General features: G+C 63.2%; 20 protein-coding genes. 14 read left to right on the top strand and 6 right to left on the bottom strand.

Features of this window, described 5'->3' with window-relative positions; translation table 11 throughout:
• Positions 1-32 precede the first annotated feature (32 nt).
• Together araA and BMY91_RS13515 are read left to right on the top strand one after the other, a co-directional pair.
• The gene (gene araA / locus BMY91_RS13520; RefSeq protein ID WP_090822755.1) at positions 33-1568 is read left to right on the top strand and encodes an L-arabinose isomerase; all 1536 of its coding nucleotides are present in this window, start codon (positions 33-35) and stop codon (positions 1566-1568) included.
• Entirely contained in the window at positions 1565-2476 is a 912-nt protein-coding gene (locus BMY91_RS13515; protein ID WP_090822753.1) for an aldose 1-epimerase family protein, read from the top strand. Before araA ends, BMY91_RS13515 begins: the two co-directional genes overlap by 4 nt.
• Positions 2477-2585: 109 nt before the next feature.
• Here the strand turns inward: BMY91_RS13515 and BMY91_RS13510 are convergent, their stop codons facing one another.
• Entirely contained in the window at positions 2586-3596 is a 1011-nt protein-coding gene (locus BMY91_RS13510; RefSeq protein WP_090822751.1) for a LacI family DNA-binding transcriptional regulator, read from the bottom strand.
• Between the two features lie 126 nt (positions 3597-3722).
• On the opposite strand from BMY91_RS13510, the gene BMY91_RS13505 reads away from it, so the two are divergent.
• The 6 genes from BMY91_RS13505 to BMY91_RS13480 all read left to right on the top strand — a co-directional run bounded on the left by BMY91_RS13505 (position 3723) and on the right by BMY91_RS13480 (position 10442).
• The gene (locus BMY91_RS13505; protein ID WP_090822749.1) at positions 3723-4127 is read left to right on the top strand and encodes an L-rhamnose mutarotase; all 405 of its coding nucleotides are present in this window, start codon (positions 3723-3725) and stop codon (positions 4125-4127) included.
• Positions 4124-5290: an L-rhamnose isomerase gene (rhaI, locus tag BMY91_RS13500; protein ID WP_090822747.1), complete on the top strand. Its 1167-nt coding sequence runs from the start codon at positions 4124-4126 to the stop codon at positions 5288-5290. Before BMY91_RS13505 ends, rhaI begins: the two co-directional genes overlap by 4 nt.
• A 2-nt stretch (positions 5291-5292) precedes the next feature.
• Entirely contained in the window at positions 5293-7329 is a 2037-nt protein-coding gene (locus BMY91_RS13495; RefSeq protein ID WP_177179918.1) for a bifunctional aldolase/short-chain dehydrogenase, read from the top strand.
• An 8-nt stretch (positions 7330-7337) separates the two neighbouring features.
• Positions 7338-8846: a rhamnulokinase gene (locus tag BMY91_RS13490; RefSeq protein WP_090822742.1), complete on the top strand. Its 1509-nt coding sequence runs from the start codon at positions 7338-7340 to the stop codon at positions 8844-8846.
• Positions 8847-8921: 75 nt separating this feature from the next.
• Positions 8922-9353 (top strand): aspartate 1-decarboxylase, encoded by a 432-nt coding sequence (panD, locus tag BMY91_RS13485; RefSeq protein WP_175538633.1) that lies wholly within the window; start codon positions 8922-8924, stop codon positions 9351-9353.
• Positions 9354-9515: 162 nt separating this feature from the next.
• A complete protein-coding gene (locus tag BMY91_RS13480) occupies positions 9516-10442 on the top strand; it encodes an AEC family transporter (RefSeq protein ID WP_090822740.1) in 927 nt (308 codons plus the stop codon).
• An 18-nt stretch (positions 10443-10460) separates the two neighbouring features.
• On the opposite strand, the gene BMY91_RS13475 is transcribed toward BMY91_RS13480, so the two are convergent.
• Positions 10461-13097 (bottom strand): trehalase-like domain-containing protein, encoded by a 2637-nt coding sequence (locus BMY91_RS13475; protein WP_090822738.1) that lies wholly within the window; start codon positions 13095-13097, stop codon positions 10461-10463.
• Positions 13098-13193: 96 nt separating this feature from the next.
• The gene (locus tag BMY91_RS13470) at positions 13194-14183 is read right to left on the bottom strand and encodes an LLM class flavin-dependent oxidoreductase (RefSeq protein ID WP_090822736.1); all 990 of its coding nucleotides are present in this window, start codon (positions 14181-14183) and stop codon (positions 13194-13196) included.
• A 285-nt stretch (positions 14184-14468) separates the two neighbouring features.
• Here BMY91_RS13470 and BMY91_RS13465 point away from each other — a divergent pair, with 285 nt between their 5' ends.
• Positions 14469-15452: an ABC transporter substrate-binding protein gene (locus BMY91_RS13465; RefSeq protein WP_090822734.1), complete on the top strand. Its 984-nt coding sequence runs from the start codon at positions 14469-14471 to the stop codon at positions 15450-15452.
• A gap of 81 nt (positions 15453-15533) precedes the next feature.
• Here the strand turns inward: BMY91_RS13465 and BMY91_RS13460 are convergent, their stop codons facing one another.
• Positions 15534-16463 (bottom strand): threonine/serine dehydratase, encoded by a 930-nt coding sequence (locus BMY91_RS13460; RefSeq protein ID WP_090823464.1) that lies wholly within the window; start codon positions 16461-16463, stop codon positions 15534-15536.
• 241 nt (positions 16464-16704) lie between these two features.
• Between BMY91_RS13460 and BMY91_RS13455 the strand changes: the two genes are divergently transcribed.
• Together BMY91_RS13455 and BMY91_RS13450 are read left to right on the top strand one after the other, a co-directional pair.
• A complete protein-coding gene (locus tag BMY91_RS13455) occupies positions 16705-17652 on the top strand; it encodes a MauE/DoxX family redox-associated membrane protein (RefSeq protein WP_371261049.1) in 948 nt (315 codons plus the stop codon).
• Positions 17653-17763: 111 nt separating this feature from the next.
• Positions 17764-18372 (top strand): hypothetical protein, encoded by a 609-nt coding sequence (locus tag BMY91_RS13450; protein WP_090822730.1) that lies wholly within the window; start codon positions 17764-17766, stop codon positions 18370-18372.
• A gap of 438 nt (positions 18373-18810) precedes the next feature.
• On the opposite strand, the gene tatC is transcribed toward BMY91_RS13450, so the two are convergent.
• Together tatC and BMY91_RS13435 are read right to left on the bottom strand one after the other, a co-directional pair.
• Positions 18811-19605 (bottom strand): twin-arginine translocase subunit TatC, encoded by a 795-nt coding sequence (gene tatC, locus BMY91_RS13440; protein ID WP_177179929.1) that lies wholly within the window; start codon positions 19603-19605, stop codon positions 18811-18813.
• A 79-nt stretch (positions 19606-19684) separates the two neighbouring features.
• Positions 19685-19951, bottom strand: coding sequence for a twin-arginine translocase TatA/TatE family subunit (locus BMY91_RS13435; protein ID WP_090822724.1), 267 nt, complete (start codon positions 19949-19951; stop codon positions 19685-19687).
• A 403-nt stretch (positions 19952-20354) separates the two neighbouring features.
• Here BMY91_RS13435 and BMY91_RS13425 point away from each other — a divergent pair, with 403 nt between their 5' ends.
• From BMY91_RS13425 to BMY91_RS13415, 3 genes are all read left to right on the top strand, one after another.
• Complete coding sequence (locus BMY91_RS13425; protein ID WP_256212736.1) at positions 20355-21146, top strand: sigma-70 family RNA polymerase sigma factor; 792 nt, start codon at positions 20355-20357, stop codon at positions 21144-21146.
• Between the two features lie 79 nt (positions 21147-21225).
• A complete protein-coding gene (locus tag BMY91_RS13420; protein ID WP_090822719.1) occupies positions 21226-21666 on the top strand; it encodes a GNAT family N-acetyltransferase in 441 nt (146 codons plus the stop codon).
• A 74-nt stretch (positions 21667-21740) separates the two neighbouring features.
• Positions 21741-22937 carry an FG-GAP repeat domain-containing protein gene (locus BMY91_RS13415; protein WP_090822717.1) on the top strand — a complete coding sequence of 399 codons (1197 nt, stop codon included), beginning with the start codon at positions 21741-21743 and terminating at the stop codon, positions 22935-22937.
• Positions 22938-22940: the final 3 nt, after the last annotated feature.

The following is a 22940-nucleotide window of genomic DNA, read 5'->3' as shown; positions in this document are numbered from 1 at the left end:
AAACCCCCGGACTACACCCAGGAGCCACGAAAATGCCCAGCGCCACCACATCATCTGCGAACAACACGTCCCTCGAACAGTTCGAGGTCTGGTTCCTCACCGGCAGCCAGCACCTGTACGGTGAGGACGTCCTCAAACAGGTCGCAGCGCAGTCGCAGGAGATTGCCAACGCCCTGAACGCCAGCAGCGACGTGCCGGTGAAGCTCGTCTGGAAGTCGGTCCTCACCGATTCTGATGCCATCCGCCGCACCGCACTCGAGGCCAACGCCGATGATTCAGTGATCGGCGTGACCGCCTGGATGCACACCTTCAGCCCCGCAAAGATGTGGATCCAGGGCCTGGACCTGCTCCGTAAGCCGTTGCTGCACCTGCACACCCAAGCCAACCGGGACCTTCCTTGGGCGGACATCGACTTCGACTTCATGAACCTCAACCAGGCGGCCCACGGCGACCGCGAGTTCGGGTACATCCAGTCGCGCCTCGGCGTGCCGCGGAAGACCGTCGTCGGGCATGTCAGTAATCCCGAGGTCGCCCGCCAGGTGGGCGCATGGCAGCGTGCTTCGGCTGGTTGGGCCGCCGTCCGTACGCTGAAGCTCACCCGCTTCGGCGACAACATGCGCAACGTCGCCGTCACCGAGGGTGACAAGACCGAAGCCGAGCTGCGCTTCGGCGTCTCGGTGAACACGTGGTCCGTCAACGAGCTCGCCGAGGCGGTCCACGGTGCCAACGAGTCCGACGTCGATGCTTTGGTTGCCGAGTACGAGCGCCTTTACGACGTGGCTGACGAGCTGAAGGCCGGCGGTGCCCGCCACGAATCGCTGCGGTACAGCGCCAAGATCGAACTTGGCCTGCGCAGCTTCCTGGAGGCCAACGGTTCTGCGGCCTTCACCACCTCCTTCGAGGACCTCGGCGAGCTGCGCCAACTCCCTGGCATGGCAGTCCAGCGCCTCATGGCTGACGGCTACGGCTTCGGCGCCGAAGGCGACTGGAAAACCGCCATCCTGGTCCGCGCGGCGAAGGTCATGGGCGGGGACCTGCCCGGCGGTGCATCGCTGATGGAGGACTACACGTATCACTTGGAGCCAGGCAGCGAGAAAATCCTGGGTGCCCACATGTTGGAGGTCTGCCCATCGCTGACCGCCAAGAAACCGCGTGTGGAGATCCACCCGCTGGGAATCGGCGGCAAGGAAGACCCCGTCCGCATGGTGTTCGATGCCGACGCCGGGCCGGGAATCGTCGTCGCACTGTCCGATATGCGCGACCGGTTCCGCTTGGTGGCGAACGTGGTGGACGTCGTCGACCTCGACCAGCCGCTGCCTAACTTGCCCGTAGCCCGCGCGCTCTGGGAGCCGAAGCCCAACTTCGCCACATCCGCCGCCGCGTGGCTCACTGCCGGCGCCGCGCACCACACGGTATTGTCCACGCAGGTGGGTCTGGAGGTGTTCGAGGACTTCGCCGAAATTGCCAAGACCGAACTTCTCACCATCGACGAGGACACCACCATCAAACAGTTCAAGAAGGAACTCAACTGGAACGCCGCGTACTACAAGCTGGCCGGCGGCCTGTGAGCACTGAATTCACGCTGAGCGCGGGCGGTTACACAGCAGTTGTGACTGCCCGCGCGGCCGCGCTGCGCGTTCTGCAGTTCCAGGGGAGGGACCTGGTTGTCCCGTTTCCGGAGGGCGGTCCGATCCCGGATTACCGCGGCATCGTTGCTGCCCCCTGGCCCAACAGGATCGCGGACGGCAAATACACGTTCGACGGCGTCGATCACCAGTTGCCCGTCAACGAACCAGAGCGGCAAACGGCCCTGCACGGCCTGGCCTTCCCGCTCGATTGGACTCCAAAAGAGTCCGACGCCGGGTCACTCACGTTGACGTGCACTGTGGGTCCCACGGCGGGTTACCCGTTCGCGCTGGAGCTTTCGGCCCGGTTTGTGCTGGACGACGCCGGGCTTCACACGTCGGTCACGGCCCGGAACGCCGGCAGCATCGCGGCACCCTATGGCGTGTGCCCGCACCCGTATCTCGTGGCCGGATCCTCGCCCTTGGACGAGTGGATCCTGGAGTTCGCTGGTGACTCGTTCCTTGAGGTCACGCCCGACAGGTTGTTGCCCGCTGGTGTTGTGGGCGTGGACGGGCACGCCTACGACTTCCGTACCCCGCGCACCATCGGCAGCACCGAGATCGACCACGCTTTCACAGGATTAACGTTCGACGACGGGCTGGCGCGGCTTTCCGTACGGGACCCGGCGGGCACCGGCGTCGGAGGGTCCGGCGTCGGGATGTCCTGGGACGAAAGCTGCCAGTGGCTGCAAATCCATACGGCTGACAAGCCGGCACCGATTCCGGGCAGGATTGGCCTGGCCGTGGAGCCCATGACCTGCCCGCCGGATGCCTTCAACAGTGGAACAGACCTGATCCGATTGGAACCCGGGGCCGAGCACACAGCATCCTGGAGCATCTACACCGTGTAGCGCGTTCCTGCCCAGTTAGCCGAGGCCGCGGGGGGCAAAAAACCCGGCTTTCCGCGAAACTGCTCGCGGGAACCCGGGCTTTTTGGGGACTAACTGGGCAGGAGCGCAGCTAAGCACCGGCTGTACTTTGGCGGACCACCAGCTCGGGGGTGAACACGACGGACCTGTGCTTGGTTCCGCCGCTTTCCTGTTCTTCCGCGAGCAGCTCGATCGCGGTCCGGCCCAGCGCCTCAGTAGGCTGACGGATGGAAGACAGTGGGACCACCGCAGAAATGGCGAAATCGATGTCGTCGTAACCAATCAGCGCGATGTCCTCCGGAATCCGGACGGTCCGCAGCATGGTCAACGATTGCATGACGCCGAGCGCCAGAAGGTCGTTGGAGCAGAAAACGGCTTCGGGACGCTTTTCCGGCGAGCGCTCCACCAGCTTGTTGCCCACCTGTCGTCCGGCGAGGACGGTCTGCCCGGCGGAGTCGAGTACCTCAATGCTGGCGCCGGTAACCTCCCCCACGGCGCGCTGCGCGCCCTTGAGTCGGCTGGCCACCTGCCGGATGGACGGCGTACCAACAAAGGCCAGACGACGGCGGCCCGTGTCCAGCAGGTGCTTGGCGGCCAAGTAGCCACCTTCCTGGTCGTCCACGGAGACTGAGCTGCAGCGATCGGTGTCCGCGAGTTCGTCCACCAGAACCGTGGGCACGCCGCGGTCGCGGAGCGTATCAATGCGCCCTGAAACGTCGCCCACCGGAGAAATCAAGAGACCCTGTACCCGCTGCTCCTGGAAGAGGTCCATGTAGTGCGCTTCGCGGGAGGAGTCCTGCCCACTGTCCCCTACCAGCACCACGCTTCCCAGGGCCGCAGCGGCATCTTCCGCCGCGCGAGCCACGGAGGAGAAGAAGGGGTTTCCAACGTCCAGCACGATCAGGCCAATGGTGCGGCTTTGGCCGGCGCGGAGCTGACGGGCGGCGTCGTTGCGGACGAAGCCGAGCTCAGCGATGGATTTCAGGACGCGTTCCTTGGTCCTCTGCGAAACCCTGTCCGGATAGTTCAGCACATTGGAAACAGTTCCCACTGCTACCTGGGCGTGAGTGGCAACGTCTTTGATGCTGGCTGTCTGGGACATGCTTTCCGATCTCCGCTGGCTGACGTCAATGTGTTGGAAACGCCTTGACACCCTCCCGTTTACGAGGGTAATTTGAATCGTAACAAATGAAACGATTCAAAGACGAGTAACCCTGGAGATCCGCACATGAGGGTTTGTTTCCGCTCTTCAGTCCAGCCGGAACTGATGGCCGAGTACAAGCAGCGCCACGCCGCCGTATGGCCGGAGATGCTGTCCGCATTGAAAAACGCAGGGTGGAACAACTACTCCCTGTTCCTCGCTCCCGATGGCCAGCTGATCGGCTACCTGGAATGCGAAGACTACGCAGAAGCGCAGGCCCGCATGGCAATCACTGAGGTTAACGCCCGCTGGCAGGCCGAGATGGCATCCTTGTTCGCCAACAGTGACCTCCCTCCAGACCAGGGCTTTGAAATCGTCGAGGAAGTTTTCAACCTTGAGGATCAGCTCGCCGCAGCAGGCGTCACAGATGCCGCCGACCCCACACACATCAATAAGCACACCGCCCACGAATACCTAAAGGAACAAGCATGAACACCACAGAATCGGCCCTGGGCCGTCTAGGGGAACTGGCCATTGAAGTGCCGTCCTGGGCCTACGGAAATTCCGGGACCCGGTTCAAGGTCTTCGGCACCCCGGGTACTCCGCGCACCGTTCAGGAAAAGATCGCCGACGCCGCCAAGGTTCACGAACTCACGGGGCTCGCTCCTACTGTGGCGCTGCACATTCCCTGGGACAAGGTTGATGACTACGCCGCCCTCCGCGAATACGCCGCTGGCCTGGGCGTTGGGCTGGGCACCATCAACTCCAACACTTTCCAGGATGACGAGTACAAGTTCGGCTCCCTGACCTCGTCCAACGAGTCCGTGCGCCGCCGGGCCATCGATCACCACCTGGAGTGCATCGAGATCATGCACGCCACCGGGTCCAAGGACCTGAAGATCTGGCTTGCTGATGGCACCAACTACCCCGGCCAGGATGACATCCGCGGCCGCCAGGACCGCCTGGCAGAGTCGCTCCAGGAGATCTACGCGGGCCTCGGTGACCAGCAGCGCCTGGTCTTGGAATACAAATTCTTCGAACCCGCTTTCTATCACACCGATGTTCCGGACTGGGGAACGTCTTACGCTCAGACCCTTGCACTGGGTGAGAAGGCCTTCGTCTGCCTGGACACCGGCCACCACGCCCCGGGCACCAACATCGAGTTCATCGTGATGCAGCTCCTGCGTCTGGGCAAGCTGGGCTCGTTCGACTTCAACTCCCGCTTCTACGCCGATGATGACCTGATTGTTGGCGCAGCTGATCCGTTCCAGCTGTTCCGCATCATGCACGAGGTCATCCGCGGTGGCGGCTTCGGCAAGGACTCCGGTGTCGCGCTGATGTTGGACCAATGCCACAACCTCGAAGAGAAGATCCCGGGCCAGATCCGCTCGGTCCTCAACGTCCAGGAAATGACCGCCCGCGCCCTGCTCGTGGACACCGCAGCACTCTCCGAAGCACAGCGTGCCGGGGATGTCCTGGCCGCCAACGGCATCTTCAACGATGCCTTCTACACCGATGTCCGCCCGGTCCTGGCTGAGTGGCGCGATTCCCGCGGCCTGCCCGCCGACCCGATGGCCGCGTACAAGGCCAGCGGATACCAGAAGAAGATCAACGAGGACCGCGCAGGCGGCCAGCAAGCCGGATGGGGCGCATAAGCATGACCAGCAAGACTGTTGAAGAGCTGATTTCCCGTTCCAACCGCCTCGGCGCGGACAAGCGGAACACCAACTTCGCCGGCGGCAACACCTCCGCCAAGGGCACCGAGAAGGATCCTGTCACTGGCCAGGACGTTGAACTCCTGTGGGTCAAAGGCTCCGGCGGAGACCTCGGCACGCTGAAGGCTGAGAACCTGGCCGTCCTCCGGCTGGACCGTTTGCAGGCACTGAAGTCCGTTTACCCCGGCGTCGAGCGTGAAGACGAAATGGTGGCCGCGTTCGATTACTGCCTGCACGGAAAGGGCGGCGCTGCGCCGTCCATTGATACCGCCATGCACGGCCTGGTGGACGCTGCGCACGTTGACCACCTGCATCCGGATTCGGGCATCGCCATCGCCACCGCGGTGGACGGCGAAGCCCTCACTTCCAAGGTCTTCGGCGACAAAGTGGTGTGGGTTCCCTGGCGCCGTCCCGGATTCCAGCTCGGCTTGGACATCGCGGCGATCAAGGAAGCCAACCCGCAGGCCATCGGCACCATCCTGGGCGGCCACGGCATCACGGCCTGGGGCGCCACCAGCGAAGAAGCAGAGGCCAACTCGCTCTGGATCATTGACCAAGCCGAGAACTACATCAAGGACAACGGCAAGGCAGAGCCCTTCGGCGCCAAGCTCCCCGGTTACAGCGCCCTCCCTGAGGCTGAAAGAAAAGCCAAGGCAGCCGCCCTCGCTCCCGTGATCCGCGGCTTGGCTTCCACGGACAAGCCGCAGCTGGGGCACTTCAGTGATGACGCCGTCGTGCTTGAATTCCTCGAGTCCGCAGAGCACCCGCGCCTCGGCGCGCTGGGCACCTCCTGCCCGGACCACTTCCTGCGCACCAAGGTCAAGCCCCTGGTCTTGGACCTGCCGGCCGACGCGTCGATCGAAGACTCGGTCAACCGGCTCAAGGAACTGCACGCCGCGTACCGCGAGGACTACCAGGCGTACTACGACCGGCACGCAGACCAGGACAGCCCGGCACTGCGCGGAGCCGACCCGGCAATCGTGCTGATCCCCGGCGTGGGCATGTTCTCCTTCGGCAAGGACAAGCAGACCGCCCGCGTGGCCGGCGAGTTCTACATCAACGCCATCAACGTGATGCGCGGCGCCGAGGCCATCTCCACCTACGCCCCCATCGAGGAATCCGAGAAATTCCGCATCGAGTACTGGGCGCTGGAAGAAGCCAAGCTCGCCCGGATGCCCAAGCCCAAGTCCCACGCCACCCGCATCGCGCTGGTGACCGGAGCGGCGTCGGGTATCGGCAAGGCGATCGCCACCCGTCTGGCGTCCGACGGCGCGTGCGTAGTGATTGCCGACCTCAACCTTGAGAACGCCCAGAAGGTGGCCGAAGAACTGGGCGGTTCCGACGTCGCCATCGGCGTCCAGGCCGACGTGACCGACGAGGCCCAGATTGCCGCCGCCATTCAGGAAGCCGTGCTTGCGTTCGGCGGCCTGGACCTGGTGGTCAATAACGCCGGTCTGTCCATCTCCAAGCCGTTGCTGGAAACTACCGAGAAGGACTGGGACCTCCAGCACAACGTCATGGCCAAGGGCTCGTTCCTGGTGTCCAAGGCCGCGGCCAAGGTGATGATCGATCAGGGCCTCGGTGGAGACATCATCTACATCTCCTCCAAGAACTCCGTGTTCGCCGGCCCCAACAACATCGCCTACTCCGCCACCAAGGCTGACCAGGCGCATCAGGTCCGCTTGCTCGCCGCCGAACTGGGCGAGTACGGTGTCCGCGTCAACGGCATCAACCCCGACGGCGTGGTCCGCGGCTCCGGCATCTTCGCCGGCGGCTGGGGCGCCAAGCGCGCCGCTGTATATGGCGTGGACGAGCAGGAACTGGGCAAGTACTACGCCCAGCGCACGCTCCTCAAGCGCGAAGTCCTTCCGGAACACGTGGCCAACGCCGCGTCCGTGCTCACCAGCAACGAGCTCTCCCACACCACCGGCCTCCACATCCCCGTGGACGCCGGCGTGGCAGCAGCCTTCCTCCGCTAGGACCGACAGTGACCAACGGAACCACCACGGACACCGCCCCGGCACACGCTGGGGCGGTGTCCGCTCCGCAGGCAAACCAGGTATTTGCCGCCATCGACATCGGCGCCTCCTCCGGCCGCGTCATGCTGGGTCGCGTCTCCGCCGCAACGGGCGTCTCCCTCGAGACCATCCACCGCTTCCCCAACGGCGTCATAGAGCTCGACGGCGGCCTCCGCTGGGACTTCGACGCCCTGTTCGCTGAGGTACTCAAGGGTTTGGCAGCAGCCGCTTCCGTGGCGGCCACGAACGGCGAGCACATCACCAGCATCGGCATCGACACCTGGGCTGTGGACTACGGCTTGGTGAACGACGCCGGCGAACTCACCTCGGTTCCGTTCAGCTACCGGGACGAGCGCAGCCGGGCCACGGTGGAGCGGGTCCATGCAGTTATTCCCCCTGAGAAGCTGTACGCCACCACCGGCTTGCAGTATTTGCAGTTCAACACCGTGTATCAGCTCGCTTCAGAACCGAATCTGGACGGTGTGCAGGCTCTTCTGATTCCGGACCTGATCGCGTTCCTGCTCACCGGTGAGCGCCGCACCGAGGCCACCAACGCCTCCACTACCGGGCTGTTCGACGCTGTTGCGGGCGGGTGGGCCACGGGGTTCCTGGACGCACTGGGCCTGCCCAGGAACATCTTCCCTGAGCTCATCCAGCCCGGAGAAACCGTGGGCACACTGTTGCCGGCGATCCTTGAGCAGACGGGCTTGCCAGCGGACACCGCGGTAGTGGCTGTGGGCTCACATGACACAGCCTCGGCAGTGGCAGCCGTTCCCGCGCAGGAACAGCACTTTGCCTACATCTCTTCCGGCACGTGGTCGCTGGTGGGCGTGGAACTGAACAAGCCCGTGCTCACTGAACCGAGCCGTCAGGCCAACTTCACCAACGAACGCGGCGTGGACGGAACCATCCGGTACCTCCGCAATGTTGGTGGCCTGTGGCTGCTCAGCGAGTGCCAGAGGTCTTGGGCTGCGCAGGGATTCAGCCAGTCGCTGCCGGCGTTGCTCGACTCGGCGGCGGCACTGCCAACCGGCGGTCCGCAGATCAACGCTGACGACCCCGCGTTCACGGCGCCGGACAACATGCCGGACCGCATCCGCGCTGCCGTGCGCAACACCGGTGCCGTGCTCCCGGACCGGCCTGCCGCCGTCGTGCGTTGCATCATGGACAGCCTCGCCGCCGGGTATGCCCGGACTCTGGCCGAAGCAGAGCGGCTGACGGGCCGCAGCACCGGAGTGGTGCACATTGTGGGCGGAGGTTCGCAGAACCGGCTCCTCTGCCAGCTCACTGCGGACGCCACGGGCAAAACCGTGGTTGCTGGACCTGTTGAGGCGACCGCGCAGGGCAATGTCCTGGTGCAGGCACGCGCTGCGGGCGTGGTGACGGGCGGATTGGCTGAGCTGCGGGGGCTTGTGGTCGCGGGAACCAGCTTGGAAAACTACGAGCCAGCCCACGAGGTCAGCGGCGTGGCCTCCTGACGCCGCTGACCTCTCGGGCGAACGTCTGGTACGTCACAGCGCCGGATGAGGGTGCCGCGCTAAACTGAACGCATTATGATCCGCACAATGTTCAAGTCCAAAATCCACCGTGCAACGGTGACCCACGCCGACCTCCACTACGTCGGTTCGGTCACTGTCGACCTGGACCTCCTGGACGCGGCCGACATCCTTCCCGGTGAGCTCGTCTCCATTGTGGACGTCACCAACGGCGCCCGGCTGGAGACGTACACCATTGCCGGCGAGCGCGGTTCCGGCGTGATCGGGATCAACGGCGCGGCCGCCCACATGGTCCACGTCGGCGACACCGTCATCCTGATCACCTACGCGGAAATGACCACGGAAGAGGCCCGGGCGTACCAACCCAAGGTGGTCCACGTGGGCAAGGACAACAAGATCCTGCAGCTCGGAAACGACCCCGCGGAGGGCCACACGCCCGGACTCATGCGTCCGCCGCACGCCCTCAGCAACGCAGCGCACCTGAGCTAAGGCTCAACAACAACGCTCGACGCCGGCACTCACTGGGGTGCCGGCGTCGAGCGTTGTTGTGGCGTCCACATAACGGAACTTCCGCCTGAAAACGCTTACTCGGATGCCGTCTCTGGCTAGGCTGGGAACCGTGACCCGCCGAAACCCCACCCGTCCGCTGTCATGATCGGCGTCCTGTCCGGGTTTTTTGTTGTCTGGGCCATCATCCTGGTGGGCATGTTCGTTGGGCGTCGCGGCATCCTGGGTGAGAATGCCCGTTCGGTGCTGAGTTCGCTGACGTTCTTCGTGGCGAGTCCGGCGCTCCTGTTCGAGACCCTGAGCAAGGCCAAGCTGCACGATGTTTTTGCCGCGCCTCTCCTGGTGACCGCGGTAGGCGCCGTCATCACAGGGCTGCTGTTCTTCCTGATCGTCAAGTTCTGGCTCAAACGCAGCATGCCGGAGGCGCTCATGTCATCGATGAGTTCGTCGCTGGCCAACTCGGCCAACCTCGGCATCCCCATTGCCGTGTTCGTCCTGGGCGATGCCAGCTATGTGGCGCCCCTGCTGATTTTCCAGCTGGCGTTCTTCACACCGATGTACTTGATGGCCCTCGATGCCAGCACCAGCTCCCACCGCACCACTCCCCTGCGTTTCCTGTTGATGATCGTGAAGAACCCCATGATTGTGGGCTCAGCACTGGGCCTGCTGGTGGCAGGTACTGGTTTCCAGGTGCCCACGCTCATTCTGGAGCCCATCCACCTCATTGGCGGCGCAGCGATCCCGGCCATGCTCATGGCGTTTGGCATGAGCCTCAACGGATCCAAGCCCCTGCAGAAGTCCGCCGGACGCAGGCTGGACACCTTGTTGGCGAGCGGGTTTAAGTTGATTGTCCACCCGCTGATCGCCTACCTCTTTGCACGCTTTGCCCTGGGCATGGAGGGGCACGCCCTGTTTGCCGTGGTGGTCACCTCCGCGTTGCCCACAGCCCAGAACGTGTTCGTGGCGGCCAACCGCTACCAGGCCGGAATCACCGTGGCCAAGGACACCGTGCTCATCACCACCATCGTGGCGGTACCGGCAATGATCGCCGTGGCGTTGTTGCTCGCGTAGCGCTGTCCCTTGGCCGGGCTACTCCACGTCCGCGCTGGCCAGGTAACGGTCCAGGAGCTGTGCGCAACGGATGAAGCCCAAATGCGAGTACGCCTGGGGATGGTTGCCCAGGTGCGTCTCAGTGCCGGGGTCGTACTCCTCCGGCAGCAAACCCGTAGGCCCGAACAACGCCACCAGTTGGTTGAACAACTCCAGCGCATCGTCCAAACGCCCAACCGCGAGGTAAGCCTCTATCAGCCAGGTGGTGCAGATGTGGAAGCCGCCCTCCAAACCCGGCAGGCCGTCGTCGTACCTGTACCGGAACACTGTGGGCCCCACCCGCAACTCCCGCTCAACGGCCGTCACGGTATCCAGGAACCGCTGGTCCTGGACATCCAGAAGGCCCGATATCCCGATGTGCAGGACCGCGGCGTCCAGGTCCGGACTGTCGTAGGCCACCGTGTACGACGCAGCGGATGAGTCCCAGCCTTCACGGAGAACTTCTTCCCGGATCGTGGCGGCCGTGGGCGCCCAGTCCGCGTGAGGTGAACGGCCGTGGAGCGTGGCGGTCCGCCCAGCGCGGTCCAGCGTCACCCAGCACATGACTTTGGTGTACACATGATGCCGCGGCGGCCGGCGGGCTTCCCAAATGCCGTGGTCCGGCTCGTGCCAGCGGGCAAGTACCGCGTGCGCCATCTGCTCCATGAGGAACCAGTGCTCCTCCGGCAGGAATCCGCGCCGCTCCGCCAGATCGTGAATCAGTTCTGCGATGGGCCCAAAGACATCCAGCTGGACCTGGTGGTCAGCCGCGTTGCCGATGCGCACGGGCCGCGAACCCGCATAGCCAGGCAGGCTTTCCACGATTGCTTCCGTGGACAACGGCGAACCGGTCACGGAGTACAAGGGGTGCAACCATTCCGGGCCGGGGGCGTTGTCCAGGATGCGTCCCAGCCAGCGCAGGAACCCGTCCGCTTCATCCGTGGATCCCAGCGAAACCAACGAGTTCACCGTCATGGACCCGTCACGCAGCCAGCAATACCGGTAGTCCCAGTTTCGCGTCCCCCCGATGCCTTCCGGCAAGGACGTGGTGGGCGCTGCGAGGACGGCGCCGGTGGGCTCATGGACCAACGACTTCAACACCAGGGCCGAGCGCCGCACCAGCGAGGTTTTGATGCTGGGCAACTGCAGCGCCTTGACCCACTCACGTGCTACCTGCCCGACGGCGGCACGCCGGTTGGGTTCGCCCGCCGGGTCCGCGGGTGGCGGCTCAGTATCGCCGCACCGCAGGTTCAGCACGATCGGGCCATCCTGGAGGGAGATTTCCGCGGTTGCCGTGGCGTACTTTCCGTCGCTCGTGATGAGGAACGTGACTCCCGGCGCGGAGAGGATGATCGGATCCGAGGTGCCGATGATGTGCACTTCCTCGCCGCGGGCCTCCATGCTGAACGGCGCATTGGCATAGTCCGGTCTTGGTGCGAACACCACCCGGGCCCTTCCCGTGCCGGAAAGTACGCGGACCAGGCTGGTGATGCCCTCAGGGGCAGGCTCCAGGTAATCGGTGACAGTAACGTCCGCCCAACGGGTCTCCACAATCATGGTGTTGTCCACATAGCGCTGCGCCAATACCGGCGAGGGCTTCATGGGCTCAATGCTGAAGTGCCCCGCGGGATCCCCTCCCAGGATATGGGCAAACAACGATCCCGAATCGGGCAGCGGATGGCTCATCCAACAAACCTTGGCATCCGGTGTGAGCAATGCCGTGGAGCTTCCGTTGCCGATCATCGAATGCCGCTCCAAACCGACGGCGTCCTCGCCAAAAAGCCAGGCCCGCCGCAGTTCGAACAACAAAGCCAGCACGCGCGCAAAGGCTTCCGGGTCCGGAAGGGTGTGTGCCGCCGTCGTATCCCCCGATCCCACATGCAAACCAAGGTCCGGTCCGCGCAGGGTGGCCAGTGCTTTCTCGTCACTTTCGGCGTCCCCCGCGTACAGCGCGGCGCTGACACCGAGCCGTGCTCGTAGCTGCTCCAGCGCCTGGCCCTTGGCGGGCTCCTCGACCGTGAGGTCAAGGACGGAACCGTCAATGATGAAGTACAGCCCGCATTCAATGGCGATCTGCTGGGCCCTGAAAATGACGCGGTCCACTACCTCGGGCGTTGCGGGCCTGGTGTGCACGGCCAGGCCCACCGGCTTGCGAACAATGCTGACGCCCTTCTCGAACCCCACGGCCTCGGTCAGCGCCGTAGCCACCTGCTGGAGGAGCTGTTCCGTAGCGAGGGAGAGCGTGTAGGCATAGCCCATGTCGAACTCCACACCGTGGGACCCCACCAGGTGAACCTCGGCCGGAAGCCTGGACACTGCAGCCAAGTCCCTCAGCGACCTGCCGGAGATGATGGCCGTATGGGTGTTCGGCAAGGCTGCGAGAGCACGGAGTGCCACTGCTGCGCTGTCAAGCGGAAGGGTCTCCGTGGACACGCCCTCAGCGGAGCAGAGCGTGCCGCCGTAGTTGCAGGCCACCAGCAGGCCCGGGACGCGCGCCAGCACCTTGAGCTCTGAGAAGAGCTGAGGCGTAATACCGTTCTCCGCGTCCGACTGCAGGAAGGTCCGGAGCAGGCCAAGCGGGAGCGATTTCATCAACAGTGCAGAGTCGGCGACCGACTGGTTCAAGTGCGTAGGCATGGCGAATCCTTCCGAAGCGGATAGCTACAGTTTCCGCCCGGACGGTTTCGCTTGCATACCTCCCTGATTGCAAACGAGTAAAGCTTTTCCTTGGATTTATGCGGGAACCAAGCCTGCGACGTCCGCCACGAGCTCCACAGACCGCAAGCGCTCCCCGGTGCCGACGCTCTGGTGGGCCACAATCAGCTCATCCGCGTCAGCGTGCTTGGTGAACTCATCAAGGTAGTCCCGGACGACGTCCTTGGTGCCCACGGCAGAGAATTTCATCATTTGGGCGATGTGCTGGCCCTGCGGGGAATCGAGGACCATGTCCGCTTCGTCGTCCGTGAACTCGCGGCCGCCGCCGAAGAACAGCGAGACCCGGGCGCGCTTCACTGCGAGGTGGATAGCCTGTGCCTCGGCATTGCTGTCCGCTGCGGTGACGTTCACGCCGGCAATAACGTGCGGCTCCGACAACTGCGCCGAAGGCTTGAAGTCACGACGATAAATGGCCACGGCATCCTGCAGCGCGGCAGGGGCGAAGTGGGAAGCAAAGGCATACGGAAGCCCCAGTTGGGCAGCCAGCTGCGCGCCGAACAGCGAGGATCCCAGGATGTACAGCGGAACGTTGGTGCCCTTGCCCGGCGTCGCTTCAACACCTTGGATGCGCGTGGGGCCGGTGAGGTAGCCCTGGAGCTCCAGGACATCCTGCGGGAAAGCGTCAGAGGACATATGGTCGCGGCGCAGCGCACGCATGGTGTTCTGGTCGCTGCCAGGAGCACGGCCCAGGCCGAGGTCGATCCTGCCCGGGTGCAGCGTCTCCAACGTACCGAACTGCTCGGCAATGGTCAGGGGCGAGTGGTTGGGCAACATGACGCCACCTGCGCCGAGCCGGATGGAATTGGTGTGCGCGGCCACATGGGCGATCAATACGCTGGTGGCCGACGAAGCGATGGCGGACATGTTGTGGTGCTCCGCGTACCAGACCCGGCGATAGCCCAGCTCTTCTGCCTTCTGCGCCATGGCCACGCTGCCCGCGAGGCTTTCCGCCACCGTCTGGCCCTTCACGATGGTCGCCAGGTCCAGGATGGAAAGAGGAACAGTCACGGGGAAATGCCTTTCAGTACGTTTCGCGGCGCCCGCACGGTTGGTTGCCGGGCACTCTAGCCACAACGACGGCGGCACCCGGCTTATTTCTGTGAGTTGCGTCGCGCGGTGGTTTCTCCAGGTTCCCGGGGTGCTTTTGTGACACCGTTCGACGCCCGATTAACCGCCGTGACCCCCTGTATCCCAGCGTTTCAGGGCGCTTTGACCACCTCCTAAGGGCTACCGGATAGTTGCAGCCACAAGCACGCATCAGACGTCCCGTTTCGGGCAACCCAAGGAGAACTCATGGCACGTTTCGCAGCCAAATCCGGCGTGACCGCGGCCCTGGCCGCCACCGCCCTGCTGGGGCTCGCGGCCTGCTCGGACCCGGGCGCAACGGCGGCGACGGCGCCGTCGGTATCCAGCTCATCCGCCAGCACCACCAAGGAATTCAACCTGACCCCGCAGCAGGACCGCGTCAAGGTGACGGTGGATTCCGCAGCCGCCGCCAAGGTTCCGGACGCCATCAAGGCGGACGGCAAGCTGACCGTCGTGACCACCGGCGGCACACCACCGTTGAGCACGTTCGCCACTGACAACAAGACGCTGATTGGCAGTGAGGTGGACATTGCCTACGCCGTGGGCGAGACGCTGGGACTGCAGGTTGAGGTTCTTCCCGTCGCGTGGGCGGACTGGCCCCTTGGCGTCGAATCAGGCAAGTACGAGGCCGTCCTGTCCAATGTGACTGTTACTGAAGCCCGCAAGGAAAAGTTCGACTTCGCCACCTACCGCAACGACCTCCTGGGCTTCTACGCCAAGTCAGACTCGGACATTTCCACCATCAAGGAAGCCAAGGACGTTGCCGGTAAGCGCATCATCGTTGGCTCAGGCACCAACCAGGAAGCCATCCTGGTCCGCTGGGACGAGGAGAACAAGAAGAACGGCCTGAAGCCGGTTGAGTTCCAGTATTACGACGACGACTCCGCCTCCCAGCTCGCCCTCCAGTCAGGTCGCGCTGACCTGACGTTCGGGCCGAACGCCTCCGCAGCCTACAAGGCCGCAAAGGATGGGAAGACCAAGGAAGTTGGCACGCTGGAAGGCGGCTGGCCGCTGAAGGCCGAGATCGCCTTCACCACCAAGAAGGACAACGGCCTGGCAGTGGCCGCCCAGGCTGCGCTCAACACCCTCATCAAGGATGGCAACTACGCCAAGATCCTGGACCGCTGGGGGCTTTCCTCCGAGGCCATCCCGGCGTCCGAACTGAACCCGGCAGGCCTGCCCAAGAAGTAGGAACCGCTGCGGCAGGGCACCCTGCCGACGTCGAATCCCCGCCGGACATCAACCGGCGGGGATTCTTGCGTGGTGTGGGGCTTAGAAGTGTGCGGGGTCCGTGTTGGCGCCGCAGAGAATCACCGCAACGGTCTCGCCGTCGTGCGGTTTATACGCCCCGGACAACAGCCCCGCGTACGCTGCAGCTGCCCCGTGCTCCACCACGATGCGGTGCTTCTCCCACAGGTCGCGCCGGGCCTGGACAATGTCCTCGTCGCTGACAAGGACGCTTTGCACACCCGTACGGCGGGCCACTCCGAAGCCAATCTCGCCAATCCGGCGGGCACCCAGCGAATCGGCTGCAATGCCGGAGACTGCCACGTCCACCGGCTCGCCCTTGGCCAATGCCGTGTGCAGGGTAGGGACAGTCTCCGGTTCAACACCCACCACGTGCGCCCGGCCTTCGGCGGCTGCCGCAATGCCGCCCATCAACCCGCCGCCGCCAACAGCAACAACGATCGTGTCGACGTCGGGCAGTTCATCCAGCAGTTCCAGTCCCACACCGCCGGCTCCGGCCACGATTTCCGGCTGGTCATAGGCGTGGCAGTAGACCGCGCCCTTCTCCTCGGCGAAGCGGATGGCGGCGGCATACGCCTCGGCATATTCGCTGCCGCCCTGCACTACCTTCGCGCCAATGGCGTACAGCTTATGCACCTTGTTCGCCGGTGCGGATTCGGGAACGAACACAGTGGCTGGCACGCCCAGTTTCGCGGCTGCGTAGGCGTTGGCCAGGCCGGCGTTGCCACCGGAAGCCACCACGATCCCAACCTCCGGATCCAGTTCGCCGTTCTCCTTCGCCGTCAGCAGCCGGTTGAACGCACCGCGGGCCTTGAATGAGCCCGTGTGCTGCATGTACTCGCATTTGAACCACAGGTGATACGGTTCCTGGTTGCCGCTCTCGGCCAAGGGTGTGTGGCGAACCCAGCCTGATGTCCGTGAATATGCGGCTTCTACTTCTTCGCGTGTAACCATGAGGGCGGCACCTTTCGTCGGCTTCATCCTACGGGTGGCGGGAACGCTTCCGCCTCGTACGTTGCGCCGTCCAGGCACACACCCCTCCCGGCACTGTTCTCCAGGACTTAGTTCCCGTTTGCGCTCAAGGCAATTTGCCGTTGCACATGAAACCCCTGATTTCACTGGATCCACCGCATCTTTAATTCGTCGGATCCCAGCATCGATAAAACCGGGTTCTGCACGTGAGTAGACTTACCCCATGTTTATCCTTCTCAGCAGTTTGGGTGCTGCCTGCACTGTATTGGTTGCGGGAATCCTGGCCTGGGCCGCAGTTTCAAAAATTAGGCGGCCATGGACCATGAATGAAGCTCTCACAGGGCTGGGCCTTTCATGGATAAGCTCTGTTCCATTTGCGGCCCGGATTATTCCGTGGGGTGAATTGATGCTCGCCGCATTCCTTCTCATTCTCCCCGGATTCTACGGTTTCCTGGCTGCGTGGCTGACCGTTTTGATCGGCATCGTATTGCTGTGGATCGTGTATCGGGCCCATGTGCGTGTGACGGATGCTTCCTGTTCCTGCTTTGGTACCAAATCCGACGTCACGCGACGCACCATCGCCAGGAACGCGATATTCCTTGTACTTGCGTTGGCAGGTGCCGCCTTGAGACCAGACTTCCTGTGGTTCCCTGAGCGGGTGGTTCCCACCCTGACACTGGCGTTGATGCTGACCGTAGTTGCAGCCCTGGGGTGGACCATGGCCTCAGCGCCGGCGCCCCCTTCCGGCAGCACGTTGATGGTTCCCCGCGTACTCCGTTCGAGCCAATTGGTTTTCCGGGCGGCGAACGGCGACGACGTTGCCCTGAGTGACCATCTGGCTGGCCGCGCCGGCGTCCTCGTCTTCCTGGGAGAGGGCGAGGAGAACGATCTGGCCCTCGCGGAGGTCATCTCCTCAGCAGGGACACTGGAGCCAAACGCAACAGTTGTTACCGTGGCACCCGGCCTGACCCCGGGGGTCACTTTCGCGGACGTCGGTTCAATGGGATCGCGGCTTGCAGGAGTGACCTACTATCCAACCGCACTGCTCGTGGGCAGAGACGGGATCGTAGCGACGGAACCCAGTGACGGTGCCGGGATAGCCGCGGTGACAAGCCTGGTCAGTGCTGTCAGTGACGCCCTGGCTGCCAATAACCTCACAACAAAGGCTTAGTACTTAAGGTGCGCAAGGCTCGCTTGACGTGAGGTGGACTTCCATACTTGAAAGGCCCGGACGAGGTCCTGGTTTTCCGTGCAAAAGCACCCTTCAATCGAGAGGTAGCCAATGGCCACCATTCCCAGCAGTCCCACACGCCGTCAAGTAACCAAAGGTGCAGCCTGGGCTGCACCAGCCATCATGGCAGCAGTCGCCGCACCGGCCGCCAGCGCGTCCACCCTGCCCAGTTGCCCTACGTGCTTTTCAACAGGTTCCGTAGGCGCGTTCACTTCACAAGCCATCGTCGTAGGCGGAAAAGGGACGCTCGCATTTACCAGCGCCTTTAACATCAACGCGATGGGTTGCGACCTTTCCCTTTTTGCACCCACATACACGATTCTCACAACGAGCGCGACGCTCACTATGTCCAATGGACAAACCTACACTCAGACAATCAACCTTGGTGCCGGGCAGGGCACGCTGGGTGCTATCAGCGCCGTATGGGAAAACCTCATCTTCACCGGAATTAGCTTCCCGAATGGCGGCAGCATTCTTAGTGGATATTCCGTAGTACCAAAGAGCATCTGCATCAGCTTTGTTTTCATTCTTGAAGGTCTTCCATTCCTCCTCAAGGTCGAATGCCCACAGACCCTTTGCTGGAACATCAATTCCACAGCTACGGGAGTCGTGGTAGGTGGCCTCGGTACACTCAATTTCACCGGTGCTTTCAGCGCCTGATCAAAAGAATTGGAGCTATTAGCGCGGATACCAGCGAACACGGCAACTGGAATTCCGGTGATCCCGCTTTTTAATGAAATACGAGTATGAGCCTGAACGTCGCATCAGACTCATACTCGCAATCGCTCTGCCGCTCTCCTCGGCTGCTCATCTGTAAAGCGGTCCGCCCCAGAGATTGACAGGCCACTTGATTCGCTGAAGATACGTTCAGGGATCCCATGTAGTCCCCCCTGATGTCCTGACGCCGACGGGCTGGCACAGTCTTCCGGTCCACGCAGACGCCGCTCGCCCTCGAGATGGTCCCGCGCAATCCCGTAGCAGTCTGCATCGCCCTCCATACACTTTGAAACGGAAAGCCGCACCTCGGGACGTGACCGTGCGCATCGCGGTTCCGGCCACCGCAACCACCAGCGAAGTCGTCGTCGTTGTGTCCCACGCCTAGAGACTCTCCAGATCCGGGGCTGGGGTGGCCTGGGCGGCCGAAGCGTCAATGTCGGCAGAGCGCTTGATTGCGCGACGCGCCCTGCGCCGGTCATTGAGAAGGCAAATCCCGATTGCCACAAAGAACAAGAGCAACATCGGTGCAGCAAGATAGAACATGCTCATGGCGTCGCCCCCGGGAGCAGCCATTGCAGCAAAGAGACACACCAGGAAAAGCGTGATGCGCCAGCTCTTGATGAGTTGGACTCCCTTGATGACCCCAGCCAAATTCAGCCCGACCAAGACAACTGGCACAAGGAACGAAATACCGAAGGCCAGGAGGAGTCTCAGGACGAACGCCAAATACGTGGTGGCGCTGATGAAGTTGGATCCACCGGTGGGCGTGAACTCAGTGAGTACCCGCACGGCGTTCGGCAGTACAAGCCAGGCCAGAAGGATGCCGGCGAGGAACAAGGGCACGGCCGCTGCCACGAAAGCCAGAGCCATACGCCGCTCCTTCTTGTGTAACCCGGGCACAATGTATGCCCACAACTGATAGATCCACACGGGGCTGGCAAGGATCAAACCAAGAAAGACAGATACCTGGATCATTAGATCGAAGGAACTGGCCACACCATCGAAGTTGAGAGTGGACGCCCGTCCATCTTTCTCATTGAGGACTTTGATGGGCTCGATCAAAGCGTCCAGAAGCGGCTGATAAACAATGAACGCCAACACAGTGCCGCCAATGACACCGATGCCAGCCCTGAAGAGTCGGGTCCTCAGTTCCTTGAGGTGCTCCAGAAGAGCCATCCGGGCTTCGGGGTTGCCCTTCCGTCCGCTTCCCCTGGCTCCCTGGCCGGCCATGCCGCGATTGGTTTCTGTCACTTCTCTAGACGCGGTCTGCGGTTGAACTGTGCGACGCGGCGGGCTTCGGACCCACCACCGACTCAGGCCCAGGCCCAGGCCCAGACCCAGACTCAGGCGGGGATCCCTCGGCTGTGGTGTCAGCGACCTCACCCTTCATCGTCCGGACGTCGGACCTGAGGATCCGCATCGATTGCCCAAGGCTGCGCGCCAAGATGGGCAGCTTCGGCGCTGCAAAGAGCAACAGAGCCAGGAGGATGATGATGAGGATGTGCCAGCCTTCGAGCTTCATGTGGGAGCCCTTTCTCTATGGATACATCTACAAAGTGCGCTTGAGACCTGATTCGTGTCTCATTTTTGGCGGGCGCCTGCTGGAGACGCTCCTCCCAAGTGGCCGACGCGTCCCTGAAGGTGCCAGGGCCGAAAGTGGCGCCGACGTCGTCGATCCACTGGGCATGTCGCGGTTGCTGGGTCAGGGCACCAAATGAGCTACGTTCCCCATCCGGCTATGGGCAGCTTGCTCTTACGCTGTGTGTGGAGCGCGAACCCTGGATATGGCGACCGCGCGGGGGCTACAGCAGCGTGGCCCCGTAAACACGGCACATTCTCGGTCCGGTTTACCCGTGGGAGAGCCGTGTCCGAAATCGGGGGCCGATGTGGGCTCAACACCGCGTGGCACTGGATCCGGCTGGCCCGTGGCTCTGGACGACAGCGACACGGGCCGGGTGGAGCGTGTGCGTTCAGGCGATAAAGCCGCTTTCGAGACACTCTTCGAACGTCATCGGAGCATGGCCCGTCACGTCGCTGAAGGGCAAACAGACAACTCTGCTGATGTGGACGACGTCGTCGCGGACGCCTTTGCCTCGGTGTTCGAATCGCTGGCTGCCGGCAAGGGCCCGGACACGTGCTTCCGTGCCTACTTGCTCACAACTGTCCGGCGCATCGCCCATAAGGTCAATCGTTCCGGATCGCGGACCCGGCCAACGGATGATCCCTTTGTCTTGGACTCACCGGAAGTCCATCATGATCCCGTCATGACCAGGTTCGAGTCCGCTGCTGTGGCCCAGGCATTCAAAGCCCTCCCTGAACGCTGGCGGGCAGTTCTCTGGTATGTGGACATTGAAGGCATGAAACCAGCTGCCGCCTCGAAGATGCTCGGGCTTAGTGCCAACGGTGTCTCATCGCTGGCACTGCGCGCCAGAGAGCGTCTGAGGCAGGTGTACCTGCAGCAACATGTCAGCGAGTCTGTAAGCGCTGATTGCCGCGAGTATTCAAGCCAGCTGGGTGCCTACGCACGCAAAGGACTCCGCAAGCGATCCCGGGAAAGGGTCCGGCTCCACCTTGAGAAGTGCACGCGGTGCACCGCCCGGTTGCTGGATCTCACCGATGTGCAATCGCCTATGCGGCCAGCTCGCTGGTCACAGCCAAAGCCTTCTCTGCGGCCTCGCAAGAGCTCGCCACCCTCGTCATCCACTACACCATCATGACTCAGGGCCGGTTGCTGCGGCCCTGAGGGCGTACCAGTGCAACCCAGGATTCCAGCCCAGGACCCCATAGGCTGGTGGCATGCCTGATTTCGTCCTCCGCCCCTCCGTGGCTACTGACGCTGCATGGATCGCCGAATTGCGCGCCGTGGTGATGCGCCCTGACCTGGAGCGGTTGCAGCGTTACGATCCTGTTAGAGTCCGCGAGCGCTTCCTGAACGGCTTCCAGCCCGAGCACACGTACATCATCCATTCCGACGGTGTGGACGCCGGTGTGATCGCGCTCCGTCCCGAGCCGGACAGCCAGTGGATTGAACATTTCTATGTGGCTCCGGCGCACCAAGGCAAAGGGTTGGGCGGGGCGGTGCTTCGGCACATCATGGAGAAATCAGCGGACGAACGCCCGTTCCGTCTGGACGTGCTGCAAGGAAGCCCGGCCCGCGGCCTTTACGAGCGTCACGGCTTCGAGCTGGAATCCGAGGACCCGATCGATGTCTTCATGGTGGCCCCCGGACACCCCTGACCGCGCTTCCGGAAGTACGGTAATCTCAACACAAACCTACGCACCATGAGTGCCGGCTTCCGGGGGGAAACAAAATGGGGACATTCCGAGCGCGCGCTCTAAAGCTCGCAACTATTGCAGCTGTGGCCCTGTCGGCCAGTCTGGTGGGTCCAGGGCCAGTCTCCGCGGCGTCCCAGCCGACGCCAGTCATCGACGGCGTTCCTTATGTTGGTGCCGAAATGCGTCGTCAATACAACTATGACTATTTTGGTTGCCGGAACCCTGACGGCAGCGGCGACGCCATTACCCTGGAGTGGTTGCGCGACGGTGTGCCCCTCCCGGAGGAACGGCAAGGGGATACCCTGCGGGTCCTGGCCGAGGACCAGGGCAGCCGCATCTCGATGAGGGTCCACCCGCTCACCCCCGGCGAACCAGGGTGCCCCACCGGCACCCAGTTGAGCGCTGAAACGAAGCCCATCAAAGCCTCCAGCAGGGCCATGGGCTGGACCGGCCGGGGAAACTTCGAACCGCTGGGCCGCACGGCCGATGGCCGGCTCATCCTCTACCCCCGGACTTACACCTATATCAAGGGCGCTTGTGAGGGCGCATGCCCAACGTACCGGGGCCAATGGGACGAACCCGTACAGGTTGGGCAGGGATGGAACATCTTCGACATCGTTTTCTCCCCCGGCGATTTTGACGGCGATGGCTTCAACGATCTCCTGGCCCGGGACTCCGCAGGCCGGCTCTTCCTTTACCCGGGTGACGGTGACGGCGGGTGGCTCGCCAGGGAACAGGTAGGCCAAGGCTGGAACGTCTTTGACTCCATCGTGGGCCCTGGGGACTTCAACGGTGACGGCATCAACGACGTCCTGGCGCGGAATGCAGCCGGAGATCTTTACCTTTATGCCGGCGACGGCAACGGGGGGTGGCTCTCCCCCACCAAGATCGGCCAAGGCTGGCAGGTCATGGACAAGCTCATCACCGCAGGTGACATCAATGGCGACGGACCCGTGGAAATCTACGCCCGTGACAGCAGCGGCCGCCTCTTCCTCTACCCGGCCAATGGCACAGGCGGATGGCAACCGTCTTCCATGATCAGCAGCGGCTGGGGCGTCTTTTCCGAGATCGCCGGCTTGGGAAGTTTCAGCCACTCGAGGTACAACGACCTCGCCGCGATCAACGGCAACGGTGACCTGGTCACCTACTCCTCAGGCGCGTCCACGGCTGTCCTTTGGGGTCCCTACGGACCCGTGGGCAGTGGCTGGAACGTCTTCCGCCAACTTCTCTAGCCT

Source organism: Arthrobacter sp. yr096 (assembly GCF_900108925.1).
GTDB lineage: Bacteria > Actinomycetota > Actinomycetes > Actinomycetales > Micrococcaceae > Arthrobacter.
This window is presented reverse-complemented; position numbering and strand designations above follow the sequence as displayed.